Genomic DNA, 11,740 nt, shown 5'->3' on the forward strand with positions numbered 1-11,740 from the left:
TGGGTAGGTGATGAAGCACAGGAGAGGCACTGTCGGGGACGCCCTAACGGCAAGAGGGCGCCCCCGGAGGTGAAGCAGAGGTTTCTCGGGCTGATAGACGAAGCATCAGTGAAGCCAGCCGCGTTGTCGGCATCAACCGCAGAACCGAACAAGAGTGGATCAGTGGGGGTAGTGAGCGCGTAAGGACTACGAAGCCGGGCCGAAATGCAGTTCTGACTGCGGTTCAGCCGCTCGTTGGCACGCGAGCCGGCGCATCCGGAGATCTTCAAGTGAGAAGACCGTCCCCTTCTTATCAGTGCAACCACGTCTTATTACTGTAGTCCGTATCATCGAAATCTTCATCGTCTTGCACGCCAGAAGCAGTTTCCCTCGAGAGATCCTTCCCTAGCTCCGAGAGTTGATTCTCACCAGCGCGCGCGAGCCTATCGAGCTCCTCGCTGTCCATCGAGGAAATTTCCATTGAAGCTTTTTCGACCTGAGAGTCCAGCACCCTTGAGAACAAGTCGGATTGACTTGCCTCACGCAGGCTTCGCTTTCCTGCGATAACCTCATCGGCCATTTCTTTAAATTCACTGTCGTTAGTCTTGTCACGAATAATTCGCAACGAATTCCTGAGGTGTCGCGACAGCCCGACATCACCGCGGGCTACGTCCATCATCGGCTCTTGGTCTTGACCTGACAACTCACACTCCAGGGTGATCGTAATCATTTTCAGGAAGTACGTGCTTCTCAATATCCTTGAGCGCTGAGGCGTAACCGGCGACCACACCTACGGTGGCTTGAACAGAATTCCATGCAACGGTGTGAGCCTGGAGTGCTTGCCCCGCCACTCCCATCGCTTTCGTCAAAGTAGCAGCAAACGCCGCTCCAGCAGCTACCGATCCGACCACGTTCCATCCGTTCAACGCTGCAGCAGCAAGTTCTAAACCCATTGCGATAGCATAGTCGAGAAGCATGTCCAAAAATCCTTTAATGGCCTTTGCTGTCTCGTACATTCCAGTGGCCATCTGATCGAACTGCTGACTCAGACCGTCAAGTGTCTCTTGTTGCTCCTTTACCGTTTTAGCCAGATCCTCAAAATAAGTTCTGGCCTGATCCGCAGCAACACCTTCCCAATCATGGGAAACATCCTGCATCGCATCATTAATCTCTTGGGCAAATTCAGCATTGAATTTTTTCAGATTTCCGAGTGCGATACCGGCTTGCTGAACAACCTCCCAGTCGCCGGAGAACTGCTCGGAAACCCACTCTCCAGGGTTAAACCCGAGCGCTAAATCAAAAGCTCTGCCGGTCCAGTATGAAACGCTTATGTACTGACTAGCACCTATGACGTTTTCCGCAAGATCAGGAATCGGGTCGGACGGTGTCGGTTCAGACAGGGCAGATGATGGTTCCCTAACCATAGAAGTGACCTCAGTCGGTTTTCCTGTAGGAGCTGTCCAGGCGTGCCGCCTCGCCCCGATCTGTCTGTTCATATAAATTAGCGGCCTTTTCTACCTGGGCAGCCGCAGAGCGTTGAACTTCCGCCAACCGCTGATAATTGCTGACCAATGACCGCTTAGCGTCTTCTGCGGCTTCAACCGCAGCGATAAACATCCTGCCTTCGGAGTACCCAAACGATAGCCATTCTTCACAATACGATTGAGCGATCCGAGAATCATCAACCAAGCTGTTCAATCTTTCACTGAACCCTTGAACACTTTCAGGGTTGACCCTAAAGTTCATAAACTTTCCCATGTTTCCTGCTGACAAGAAATATACATCATTGGCAACCTATCACACACCTGGTACTCTCCTACAGAGAACCCCACCAGGAAACAGTAACGGTTTGGTGACACCGGAGGAAAGATGGAGCGACGACAAGAAATAGCCTTGCCAGCGGATACAGTGGAAAAACCAGACAGTTTACCATCGTACTGCGTTCGGCATGGACGCCATATGGTCCAGCGGCGAGACTTTGTGCTCCAGTCACGCGCTAAGCCGCAAGGAAATCGTTTCATGAGCGCCAATCCTCTCGGCATGGCTGGCCGGCTGGGCGAAAAAGCAAGAAAAACGCAGATCATAGGAGTGCGGGACTGGCCACTCTGCGACCGGTGCATGCGAACGCGCAAGATCCTGTTCGTGCTTACGCAGCTCATGTTCTGGCCTGCTCTCGTGTTGATTCCCGGTGTACTCATCGCACGTCTTGTTATCGGCCACCCGAGCGGCGTGCTCGGCGGATTTCTAGGACTCGGATTCGTCCTGCTTTTCAGTTCACCTTTCGTTTTCTACGCAGCTTCCATGACTCGTTTGGTGCAAGCCCGTGCTTCCGAAGACGGAGCATCAGTAATCGTGAACCGACCTCATCGAAATTTTTCTGACGAGGCCGTGGACAGCTGATTGAAACAGAAAAAGAATAAACACTGACAACGCGCTGGCAACAGTGATCTACCGACTAACAGTCAAGGCTCACCCCACAGGACTGCACAGGTGTATTGGCACGATATCCTTCGAAGCGCTAAGTGAAACCGATCCGCACACAGATTCTGAGAAGGTTTCGGTGACGGCCACTACCAGTCATCATCTGGGACTGCGCTCCAAACACCTCCCATGACCACACAAAATACTCAAGGCAGGGCAAGGGAGAAGTTTCTGTACACCTTCGAATCGCCCTCCGCCCTGTCCAAGCCTCGGGAGACCCGATGCACTACTTCACAGGCTCTGCCCTGAGAGACAGTGAAAGAGTACAATGTTGGTGCACGCGACCAGCGACTGATTGATTCCATCCTGGATGGGATTCCGCTCCCGCCGCCGGATACTCAAAACCGAGAACATTGGATTGTCAGAGCTACTTGACAATTTAATTCCTGCTGTGCGCGCACTGGTTCTGGGTGCCCACCGATCCCCCTGACAAAACAAGGACCACGGGACGGAGGACGAGTGCGCGTCGATCGTCTGAGAACCATGACGCGCCAGGGCAGCGGGCTTCTTTCGTTGTTCTTATCCCCTCGGCGCTGGTGCCGATCCACCACGCTTCAGTACGTGGACAGTGCGTAGACCGCTGTTTTCCGAGTACTGACAGGGCTGTCCGGTTTCTCGTCTCGACCTCTGCTGACGATCGCCGATTCGGCGGCCAAACCGCGGAGCCCCCGGTGCCCCGGACCGCTCTCAGTAGCACTGGTTTCGGGAGCACGGCCCCTGGGCTGATGTTCCGCCGAGATACGACAAGGACTCACGGTGTCCGGAACCCGCGGAAGGTCACCGGCTTGCGGATCACGAAGCCGAGCCGCTCGTAGAGCGCGACGGCACCGGTGTTGGACGCGACCGCGTGCAGGAACGGACGCTCGCCCCGGGACTCGATACGCACCACCAGCGCACGCACCAACCGGGCGGCATAACCCCGCCCGCGCGCCTCGGGAGCGGTGCAGACCGCGCTGATCTCGGTCCAGCCCGGTGGGCGGAGCCGTTCGCCCGCCATCGCGACCAGAGCGCCGTTCTCCCGAACTCCCAGGTAGGTGCCGAGCTCGTGGGTCCGGGGCCGGAACGGCCCCGGAGCGGTCCGCGCGGTGAGGTCGAGCATCTCCGGAACGTCCTCGGCACCCAGCTGCAGCACGGCCGGGTCTCCTTCGGCACCAGCGCGCTCGACTCGACCGTCACCGGGCCGGATCATCTGGAGACCTTCCAGTGAGAAGACCGGCTCCCAGTCGGCGGGTGGAGCCGCCGGGCAGCTGAACATGTCGGCCAGTCCCTCGCGACCGAGCAACCGCGCCAGGTCCGCCCACGCCGCCTGCCCCGGATCGGGAGGTAACGCGCAGAAGGTGGCGACCTCCGGCTGGTAGGTGGCGGCCCGGCCGACTCGACGGGCCAGGTGCGCGTGATGCCCGCGCAGCGACTCACCGACCGGGTCGTCGAGTACCTCCGCGTCGTGGTCGACCATCGTGATGCCCCTCCTCAGTGTGAGCCGGGAACCCGCGGCCCCTTCCCCGGAGCATCCCACTGGGCGCTCCCCTCCCCTCCGGAGCCCCGGGAAGCTGGTCGTGGCGGAAATCGTCGTGCTGGGGGCGACGAATCGGAAGGGGTGAACACGACGACAGCCTGACCGGAGTGAACGACCTCACCCCCGATTCGCCGATGCCACCGCCCGTCCCACCCCACGAGATTGACTTCGAGTTCGATCGAAGTCCTAACCTCGGTCCGATTCCGTTCGAAGGAGCAGCGCATGACCACGAAGATCCGCCCACGACTGGACGATCCGGCAGCACGGGAAGTGGCCGAGCAGGCGGTGGAGCGATTCACCGCCCAGCTGCAGCGGGGCCTGGACACCTACGACGCCGAGCTCTACGACAGCGACTTCGCGGCGGACGTGCTGTGGGGCAGTCCCTACGGGGAGACCCTGGACGATGCCGAGGAGCTGCTCGACACGCATCGCGTGCTCATGGCGACGGAGGCGGCGCCACCCTCGCGGTTCGAGGTCGTGCGGGTCACCGCTCCGGCTCCCGGCGTGGCGATCGCGCACATCCGCCGCCGGGCGCTCGACGAGACGGGCTTCTCCGAGATGGCGCTGTACACCCTGATCGAACGGGACGGGCGGTGGTGGCTGGCCGCCGCGCAGAACACGCCGATCGTCGAGCCGCACGCCTGAGCAATCACCGCACTCCGACCGAGGGAACGGACAACCGCGCGGTCACGACCGCTGTGGACCGAACAGCGATTTTCCGAAAGGTTCCCTGCGGCTGTCCGACCCCAGGTGAATACCGGTGAACGCGTCGTCGAGCACGAATCCGCGGCGACGACGCGTTACTCCGGGCGACGCCGCATCGGCTCACGTATCCGACAACCAGACCAGTCGGAGCTCGCGAGCCATCCCCAACACCTCGCACGCGCTCTCGGCGGAGCCGAAACTTCCCCGCATCCGCCCCGACGCGCCGAACACTTCGGCGTGCTCCTCCAGGGCGATCCCCCACGCGAAGATCTCGGCGTCGCCACGCTCCCCCATCTCCTCGACCAGCGCGAACACGCGCGGCGCCTGCTCGCGAACAAAGCTCTCCACCAGCGCGGCGAACTCGGCTTCGTCTCCCAGCGGCTCAGCCGGTGCGTGCTCCGCCGCGAGGATCTCGTTGTCGCTCATGACTACCTCCTGACCTGAGAAGTCTTCTGACGTGCACCGAAGCGGACGGTGATCACCGCTTCGGTTGTTGTTAACTATATTTTTTGAGTTAACATCATGCGATCACTCGATCGAGTACTACCGCGATCGGGCAGACTACGGGGCGGTGAAGCACATCGGAGGAGTCAGCGAGTGACGGAGACATCGAGCCCGACCGTGTGGCGACGGTGGCTGGCCTTCGAACTGGTCCGACTCCGCAGAGAGAACGGTCTCGAACAGAAGGACGTGGCCAAGGCACTACGCTGCACCAAAGCGAAGGTTTCCTACATCGAGACCGCCGAACGCCCCGTCGTGCTCCGGGACCTGGAAGAGGTCCTGCTTCCGCTCTACGGAGTTCCGGAGGAACGCTGGCCGACTTACCTCGAAGCTGCCAGTAACTCCCGCCGGAAAGGTTGGTGGGAAAGCTACGGCTCGGAGACGTTGCCCGACTGGTTCTCACTGTTCGTCGGGCTCGAACAGGGCGCTTCCCGGATACGAACCTACGAGGCCCAGCTCGTGCCCGGACTTTTGCAAACCAGCGATTACGCGAATGCACTGCTACGCCGCAGTACGATGGAGCGCAGTGAGCACGAGCTGGAAACCTCGGCCCGGTTTCGGCTGTCTCGCCAGTCGGTCTTCGGTCGCGAGAACCCGCCACGTCTGTGGGCAATATTGGACGAAGCCGTCCTGCGACGCCTCGTAGGCAGCCGGGAGACCATGCGATTCCAGCTCGAACGTCTCGCGAACGCCACCCGTGATCCCAAGATCACCATCCAGGTGGTTCCTTTCACCACTGGAGCGCATCCGGGCATGACAGGCCCCTTCACCATGTTGGGGTTCCCCTGGGAACACGACCCCGGCGTGGTTTTCCTGGAATACCGTTCGGGTGCGCTCTACCTCGAGGAAGCTCATGCGATCGAAAGTCACACCGTGGCTTTCGAACATCTCTGCGCTCTCGCTCTACCGCCGGACGAATCGATCAGCATGATCCGAACCATCGCGAAGGAGTTCTCGGATGACGAGCACTGAGTTATTCGACGTGGATTCATTGTATTGGCGTAGGTCGAGCCGCAGCTCGGACCAGGGCGGCAACTGCGTCGAGGTCGCCTACCCGACCGGCGGCGTGGCGATGCGGGACTCGAAGAACCCGCACGGCGGCGTGCTGGTCTTCGACCGCTCGCACTGGAACAGCTTCCTGGACACCGTGCGGCGGGGAGCGCTGGAGCGCGGCTGAGAGCGGGAACCGGTTCTGGTTGGATCGGGGCATGGCGACCGAGAACGAACCGGTGCTCGAATTCGCCTCCGGCGAGGAGTGGCGGGACTGGTTGGCGGACAACCACGCGGACTCCACGGGAGTGTGGCTGCGCATCGCGAAGAAGAACGCGGCGACGAACTCCGTCTCCTACGCGCGAGCCCTGGACGAGGCGCTGTGCTTCGGCTGGATCGACGCTGTCAAGCGCTCCTACGACGACAGCTCCTGGTTGCAGCGCTTCACCCCTCGCAAACCTCGGAGCAAGTGGTCGCGGATCAACCGGGACAATGCGGAGCGCCTCATCGCGGAAGGACGGATGCGCGAGCCCGGACACCGCCAGGTCGAGAGGGCCGAGCAGGAGGGCAGGTGGCAGGCGGCCCACGAACCGCAGCGCACGGCCACGGTTCCCGACGACCTGCGGCGTGAGCTGGACGCCGACCCGACGGCCGGGGAGTTCTTCGACAACCTCGACAGCCAGAACCGGTACGCGATCCTGCACCGGGTGGCCGAGGCCAAGCGCGCCGACACCCGCGCTCGCCGGATCTCGCGGTTCGTCGCCATGCCGGCCGAGCACCGCGGGTTGCGCTGAACCAGACCGCCCCACCCCCTTCCGCGTGGTTCCGGGGCCGCCGATCAAGCCAACGAGTCGTCGTAGGACGCCGTCAGCGAGCTGTCCGCCGCGTCACCGGTGTTGACCACTCCTCGCGGCTCCATGAGAACCGCGTGCACCTCTCCCTCGGCCACGGGGCAGTGCTCCACACCGCGAGGAACGACGTACAACTGCCCGGGGCGTAGTCGAACGTCGCCGTCGGGCAGCTGAATGGTCAGTTCGCCGTCGACGACCAGGAACAGCTCGTCGGTGTCCTCGTGGGAGTGCCAGACGAACTCGCCCTGGACCTTGACCACCTTGATCTCGTAGTCGTTGAGCCGTGCCACGACCTTGGGCGCCCAGTGCTCGGCGACCCGGGACAGCTTCTCGGCGATATCCACCGGTTGATCGCTCATGCCCGGAGTCTGGCACGGCGACCCCGTCGGATCGAGCGGTTTCGGACGAGCGCCACCGCACGACTCGTGAGCACGGGGACGGCGAGCTCCGCTACAGGACCAGACGTTTCGGCTGCGAGGGCACCACCGGCCGAATACGGTTGTCGCGTGACGGTCTGGATCTGCGGCACCTGCGGCGTGGAGCACCCCGACTCCGAACGACCACCGGAGTCGACCTGTGTGATCTGCACCGACGAGCGGCAGTGGGTCCCCGAGTCGGGGCAGTGGTGAACCACGGCGGCCGAACTCGCCGCCGGTGGTCGACAGCTGCGGCACGAGCGCCCGGAACCGAACATTCACCGCTTCCGCAGGGAACCCGTCTTCGCCATCGGGCAGTGGACGTACCTGGTGCGTACGCGGGAGGGCAACCTGCTGTGGGACCCGCCGAACCACCTCGACCGGGCGTTGCTCGACAGGAGCGAGGAGCTCGGCGGCATAACGGTCGTCGTGGCCAGCCACCCCCACATGTACGGCACGCAGGTGGGGCTGAGCCACCTGTTCGACCAACCGCCGGTGCTGGTGCACGCGGCGGACGAGCGATGGGTCCGCCGCCCCGACCCGGTGATCAGGCAGTGGCGGGACACCGAACGAGTGCTGCCTGGGGTGACCCTGGTCGAGACGGGAGGACACTTCCCGGGGTCCGCCGTGGCCCACGTCGCCGACGGCGGCGAGGGCACGGGCAGCCTGCTGGTCGGTGACACCGTGATGCCCGTGGCCGCCACGGGACGGGTGACGTTCATGCGCAGCTACCCCAACCAGATCCCGCTGTCGGCGCGGCTGGTGCGGCGGATAGTCGAGCGGCTCGAACCGTACGAATTCGAAAGGCTGCACGCCCTGACGGGCAGAACGATGCACGGCGACGCGAAAAACGCGGTGCGCCGTTCGGCGGCGCGCTATGTCGAATGGGTCAACGGCGCGTACGACCACCTTGGCTAGGCACGCCCCACCGGTTAGGTTCACCGGAACACGGCTCCTCGCCCGCGGCATCCGGCGGCAGTGCTCTTGAGCAGCGGGAACAGTATCGATCCGCTCCACGGCAGCTCGTGACGACCCTCTTCGTGCGACTGCGGACGCACATTTTTTCCGGACACAGAAAAAACCGAGCCGATCCCGAATCAGCCCGGCTGTCACATATCGCCAATAATCGGAACAACGTCCTCACCCGAACGGGCTATTAAGCACATTGGGAATCTGTCACTAGAGTGATTACTCATCAGTAGCACGAAACACGGAGCAAGAACCGTGTTCACGAACCGGTTCTCCTCGCCTCCGTTCCACGAGGGAGGGTTATGCCGAGACTGGCCAACAGTACCGAGTCCACCAGACTGTGGGCAGCACTCCCCGACAATCTCGCGACCCTGCTGCGCCCCGAGATCCCGAGCCTGGCGACTCAGATCCTCACCGAGATCCAACGGCGGATCCCCGAGTACGCCCGCCCGATGGACCAGCACTACGTGCACGCCATACGACGCGGTATAGAGGAGGCGCTGACCAGGTTCGTCGACCGGATCGCCGAACCCGGCACACCGCCGCGGCGCTGCGCCGAGGTGCACCGCGCACTGGGCAAGGCCGAGATGCGGGAGGGGCGCAGCCTCGACAGCCTGCAGGCCGCCTACCGGATAGGTGCCCGGCTGGCCTGGCGACGGGTCGCGGGCATCGGCGAGCGGGTGCGCCTGGCACCGCGCACCACGCTGCTGCTCGGTGAGGCGATCTTCGCGCACATCGACGAACTGACGGCCCTGGCGGTGGAAGGCTACGCCGCCGCGCAGGCACGCGCGGCCGGAACCCTGGCACGCAGGCGCAGACGGCTGCTGGAACTGTTGGTCTCGGAGCCGCAACCCGCACAACGGGCCATCGAGGAGTCCGCGGTCACCGCGCAGTGGCACCTTCCGCGCCAGGTGACCGTGGCGGCGCTGGAGCGGTACGACGAGCCCCACACCGGAACCAGCAACCCGCTGTCGCGCTGGAACGCCCTGGTCGATCTGGAGTGCGTCGAGCCGCACGTGCTGTTGCCCAGCGACCACGGGGAACCGGACGAGATCGACTGGGAGACGGAACTGGCCGGATGGCGGGTGGTGGTCGGTTCACCGGTCCCGCTCGACCAGGCGGGCAAATCGCTGCGCTGGTGCCGCAGGATGATGGGACTGATCCGCTCGGGTGTGTGGCCGGACCAGCACGTCAATCGCTGCCACGAAGACCTCTCCAGCATCCTGCTGCTGCAGGACGAACACCTGATCAAGGAGCTGGCCAGGCAACGACTGTCCCCCCTGAACGGACTGCGCCCGAAACAACGCGCCCGACTGGCCGCCACCCTGCTGAGCTGGCTGCAGACCCGCGGCGGAGCTCCCGAGATCGCCCAGCGGCTGCGGGTGCATCCGCAGACGGTTCGCTACCGGTTGCGACAGCTCGACGAGCTGTTCGGCGAGGCACTGCACGACCCGGAGTCGCGCTTCGACATGGAGATAGTGCTACGAGCCTCGAACATGCTCTCCGGTGACACCGAGGACTGGCTGGCCGACTGAGCGAAGCTTTCCGGCCGACTCGCCCGGGAAAAGGTGGGCGCGACCCCGACGAGCTCCACATACCGGGCGGACTCGCGGACCGGGGGCGACTTCCCGCGAAACCGTCGGACGTTCGTCGAGGATCCGCGCGGCGAGGCCGCCGGGGTCCCGCCCGCTTCCGAGCGGCGGTTCGGAGACGGCCGGGACCTCCGGAGGCGACAACGGGTCACGGCGGCGGGGTCACAGCGGCATCGTGCCGTGCTTCTTCGGCGGGGACTCCTCCCGTTTGGCCTCGAGCATCCGCAACGCCTCGACCAATCGTTCACGTGTCCGGGACGGTCTGATCACCGAATCCACGTAGCCGCGCTCGGCGGCCACGTAGGGGGTCGTCATGGTGGCGCGGTACTCCGCCACGAGTTTCGCCCGCACCGTGTCGCGGACCCCGTTGGCTGCGGCCTCGGACAACTCGTCGCGGTGCAGCAGCTCGACCGCCCCCTCCGCGCCCATGACCGCTATCTCGGCGGTGGGCCAGGCCAGGTTGACGTCGGCGCCGAGGTGCTTGGACCCCATCACGGCGTACCCACCACCGTAGGCCTTCCTGGTCACCACGGTGACCTTGGGAACGGTGGCCTCCGAATAGGCGTAGATCAGCTTGGCGCCGCGTCTGATGACACCCCGCTGCTCCTGCTCCCTGCCGGGGAGGTAGCCGGGGACGTCGGCGAAGGTGAGCAGGGGGATGTTGAACGCGTCGCAGAACCGCACGAAACGCGCGGCCTTCTCGGAGGCGTCGATGTCGATTATCCCCGACTGCCACAGCGGCTGGTTGGCGACCACGCCCACGCTGTACCCTCCCAGCCTGCCGAAACCGCACAGGATGTTGGGCGCGAACGCGGAGTGCACCTCCAGCAAATCTCCCTCGTCGAGCACGGCCGCGAGTACCCGCCGCATGTCGTAGGACCGATTGGGGGAGTCGGGCACCACGGCGTCGAGGTCGGCGGCGGGAACGGTCGTCTCCGCTGCCGGGCACTCGGGCGGGGCGGTCAGGTTGTTGGGGGGCAGAAAAGTCAGCAGGGCGCGGACCCAGTCGAACGCGTCGGCCTCGTCCGAGGCGACGTAGTGGGCGTTGCCGGAGACGCTACCGTTGACCTCCGCCCCGCCGAGCTCCTCGGCCGAGACGCTCTCCCCCGTCACGGAGCGGACCACGTCGGGGCCGGTGACGAACATGCGCGAGGTCCGGTCCACCATCACGGTGAAATCGGTCAGTGCGGGCGTGTAAACGGCGCCACCGGCGCATGGCCCCATGATCACCGATATCTGGGGCACCACGCCGGACGCCTTGGAGTTGCGTCTGCTCAGTTCCGCGTAGTAGGCGAGCGAGACTACCCCCTCCTGGATCCGCGCCCCACCGGAGTCGTTGATGCCGATGACGGGGCAGCCCGCTTTCATGGCCATGTCCATGATCCTGAGGACCTTCTCCCCGAAGACCTCTCCCATGCTTCCGCCGAAAGTGGTGAAGTCGTGCGAGAAGAGGCAGACCCGCCTGCCGTCCACCGTGGCGTACCCGGTCACCACGCCGTCGCCGTGGGGAGGGTTCCCCTCGGCGCCGAACGAGGCGCCGCGACGCAGCGCGAACTCGCCCACCTCGACGAACGAACCCTCGTCCACCAGCATCCTGACGCGTTCCCGGGCGGTGTGCTTGCCCCTGGGATGCTGCTTGGCCGCCGCCGCCTCGTCGGTCTCGGAGACCGCTTCGGCGCGCCTGCGTTCCAGATCGTCGATACGTTCCGCCGTGCCGCGGGGTTCGTCGGCCATCGTGGA

Annotated in this window: 15 protein-coding genes; 8 read left to right on the plus strand and 7 right to left on the minus strand. The window is 63.9% G+C overall.

Annotated features, from left to right (window positions below):
* Positions 1–292 precede the first annotated feature (292 nt).
* From BLQ75_RS23165 to BLQ75_RS20415, 3 genes are read right to left on the minus strand one after another with little or no spacing between them, the layout of a single operon-like run.
* A complete protein-coding gene (locus BLQ75_RS23165) occupies positions 293–709 on the minus strand; it encodes a hypothetical protein (RefSeq protein WP_139183050.1) in 417 nt (138 codons plus the stop codon).
* The gene (locus tag BLQ75_RS20410) at positions 684–1,403 is read right to left on the minus strand and encodes a hypothetical protein (protein ID WP_092604296.1); all 720 of its coding nucleotides are present in this window, start codon (positions 1,401–1,403) and stop codon (positions 684–686) included. The genes BLQ75_RS23165 and BLQ75_RS20410 overlap by 26 nt, the downstream gene beginning before the upstream one ends.
* A gap of 10 nt (positions 1,404–1,413) precedes the next feature.
* Positions 1,414–1,737, minus strand: a complete 324-nt coding sequence (locus tag BLQ75_RS20415) for a type VII secretion target (RefSeq protein ID WP_244515794.1) — start codon at positions 1,735–1,737, stop codon at positions 1,414–1,416.
* A 261-nt stretch (positions 1,738–1,998) separates the two neighbouring features.
* Between BLQ75_RS20415 and BLQ75_RS23170 the strand changes: the two genes are divergently transcribed.
* The gene (locus BLQ75_RS23170) at positions 1,999–2,379 is read left to right on the plus strand and encodes a hypothetical protein (protein ID WP_139183051.1); all 381 of its coding nucleotides are present in this window, start codon (positions 1,999–2,001) and stop codon (positions 2,377–2,379) included.
* Between the two features lie 832 nt (positions 2,380–3,211).
* Here BLQ75_RS23170 and BLQ75_RS20420 read toward each other — a convergent pair.
* Entirely contained in the window at positions 3,212–3,916 is a 705-nt protein-coding gene (locus tag BLQ75_RS20420; protein WP_092604298.1) for a GNAT family N-acetyltransferase, read from the minus strand.
* A 282-nt stretch (positions 3,917–4,198) separates the two neighbouring features.
* Between BLQ75_RS20420 and BLQ75_RS20425 the strand changes: the two genes are divergently transcribed.
* On the plus strand, positions 4,199–4,621 hold the full coding sequence (locus BLQ75_RS20425) for a Cif family virulence factor (RefSeq protein ID WP_092604299.1): 423 nt from the start codon (positions 4,199–4,201) through the stop codon (positions 4,619–4,621).
* Between the two features lie 180 nt (positions 4,622–4,801).
* Here BLQ75_RS20425 and BLQ75_RS20430 read toward each other — a convergent pair whose 3' ends face one another.
* On the minus strand, positions 4,802–5,107 hold the full coding sequence (locus BLQ75_RS20430; protein ID WP_092604300.1) for a hypothetical protein: 306 nt from the start codon (positions 5,105–5,107) through the stop codon (positions 4,802–4,804).
* A gap of 171 nt (positions 5,108–5,278) precedes the next feature.
* Here BLQ75_RS20430 and BLQ75_RS20435 point away from each other — a divergent pair, with 171 nt between their 5' ends.
* The 3 genes from BLQ75_RS20435 to BLQ75_RS20445 are packed head-to-tail and all read left to right on the plus strand — an operon-like array spanning position 5,279 to position 6,966.
* Positions 5,279–6,154 (plus strand): helix-turn-helix domain-containing protein, encoded by an 876-nt coding sequence (locus BLQ75_RS20435; RefSeq protein ID WP_092604301.1) that lies wholly within the window; start codon positions 5,279–5,281, stop codon positions 6,152–6,154.
* A complete protein-coding gene (locus BLQ75_RS20440; protein ID WP_092604302.1) occupies positions 6,141–6,359 on the plus strand; it encodes a DUF397 domain-containing protein in 219 nt (72 codons plus the stop codon). Before BLQ75_RS20435 ends, BLQ75_RS20440 begins: the two co-directional genes overlap by 14 nt.
* 31 nt (positions 6,360–6,390) lie before the next feature.
* The gene (locus BLQ75_RS20445) at positions 6,391–6,966 is read left to right on the plus strand and encodes a YdeI/OmpD-associated family protein (RefSeq protein ID WP_092604303.1); all 576 of its coding nucleotides are present in this window, start codon (positions 6,391–6,393) and stop codon (positions 6,964–6,966) included.
* A 44-nt stretch (positions 6,967–7,010) separates the two neighbouring features.
* Here BLQ75_RS20445 and BLQ75_RS20450 read toward each other — a convergent pair whose 3' ends face one another.
* Positions 7,011–7,382, minus strand: a complete 372-nt coding sequence (locus BLQ75_RS20450) for a cupin domain-containing protein (protein ID WP_092604304.1) — start codon at positions 7,380–7,382, stop codon at positions 7,011–7,013.
* A 147-nt stretch (positions 7,383–7,529) separates the two neighbouring features.
* Here BLQ75_RS20450 and BLQ75_RS24535 point away from each other — a divergent pair, with 147 nt between their 5' ends.
* From BLQ75_RS24535 to BLQ75_RS20460, 3 genes are all read left to right on the plus strand, one after another.
* A complete protein-coding gene (locus tag BLQ75_RS24535; RefSeq protein ID WP_280137862.1) occupies positions 7,530–7,652 on the plus strand; it encodes a hypothetical protein in 123 nt (40 codons plus the stop codon).
* 114 nt (positions 7,653–7,766) lie between these two features.
* A complete protein-coding gene (locus BLQ75_RS20455; RefSeq protein ID WP_280137863.1) occupies positions 7,767–8,357 on the plus strand; it encodes an MBL fold metallo-hydrolase in 591 nt (196 codons plus the stop codon).
* 353 nt (positions 8,358–8,710) lie between these two features.
* Complete coding sequence (locus BLQ75_RS20460; RefSeq protein ID WP_092604305.1) at positions 8,711–9,943, plus strand: PucR-like N-terminal domain-containing protein; 1,233 nt, start codon at positions 8,711–8,713, stop codon at positions 9,941–9,943.
* Positions 9,944–10,162: 219 nt separating this feature from the next.
* Here BLQ75_RS20460 and BLQ75_RS20465 read toward each other — a convergent pair whose 3' ends face one another.
* A complete protein-coding gene (locus BLQ75_RS20465; RefSeq protein WP_092604306.1) occupies positions 10,163–11,734 on the minus strand; it encodes an acyl-CoA carboxylase subunit beta in 1,572 nt (523 codons plus the stop codon).
* Positions 11,735–11,740: the final 6 nt, after the last annotated feature.

It is taken from the genome of Actinopolyspora xinjiangensis (genome assembly GCF_900104475.1).
In the GTDB taxonomy this organism is placed as follows: domain Bacteria; phylum Actinomycetota; class Actinomycetes; order Mycobacteriales; family Pseudonocardiaceae; genus Actinopolyspora; species Actinopolyspora xinjiangensis.

Coding starts and splice junctions, on each gene's coding strand:
- BLQ75_RS23165 (WP_139183050.1), bottom strand. CDS start 709: ATGATTACGATCACCCTGGAGTGTGAGTTGTCAGGTCAAGACCAAGAG.
- BLQ75_RS20410 (WP_092604296.1), bottom strand. CDS start 1,403: ATGGTTAGGGAACCATCATCTGCCCTGTCTGAACCGACACCGTCCGAC.
- BLQ75_RS20415 (WP_244515794.1), bottom strand. CDS start 1,737: ATGGGAAAGTTTATGAACTTTAGGGTCAACCCTGAAAGTGTTCAAGGG.
- BLQ75_RS23170 (WP_139183051.1), top strand. CDS start 1,999: ATGAGCGCCAATCCTCTCGGCATGGCTGGCCGGCTGGGCGAAAAAGCA.
- BLQ75_RS20420 (WP_092604298.1), bottom strand. CDS start 3,916: ATGGTCGACCACGACGCGGAGGTACTCGACGACCCGGTCGGTGAGTCG.
- BLQ75_RS20425 (WP_092604299.1), top strand. CDS start 4,199: ATGACCACGAAGATCCGCCCACGACTGGACGATCCGGCAGCACGGGAA.
- BLQ75_RS20430 (WP_092604300.1), bottom strand. CDS start 5,107: ATGAGCGACAACGAGATCCTCGCGGCGGAGCACGCACCGGCTGAGCCG.
- BLQ75_RS20440 (WP_092604302.1), top strand. CDS start 6,141: ATGACGAGCACTGAGTTATTCGACGTGGATTCATTGTATTGGCGTAGG.
- BLQ75_RS20445 (WP_092604303.1), top strand. CDS start 6,391: ATGGCGACCGAGAACGAACCGGTGCTCGAATTCGCCTCCGGCGAGGAG.
- BLQ75_RS20450 (WP_092604304.1), bottom strand. CDS start 7,382: ATGAGCGATCAACCGGTGGATATCGCCGAGAAGCTGTCCCGGGTCGCC.
- BLQ75_RS20460 (WP_092604305.1), top strand. CDS start 8,711: ATGCCGAGACTGGCCAACAGTACCGAGTCCACCAGACTGTGGGCAGCA.
- BLQ75_RS20465 (WP_092604306.1), bottom strand. CDS start 11,734: ATGGCCGACGAACCCCGCGGCACGGCGGAACGTATCGACGATCTGGAA.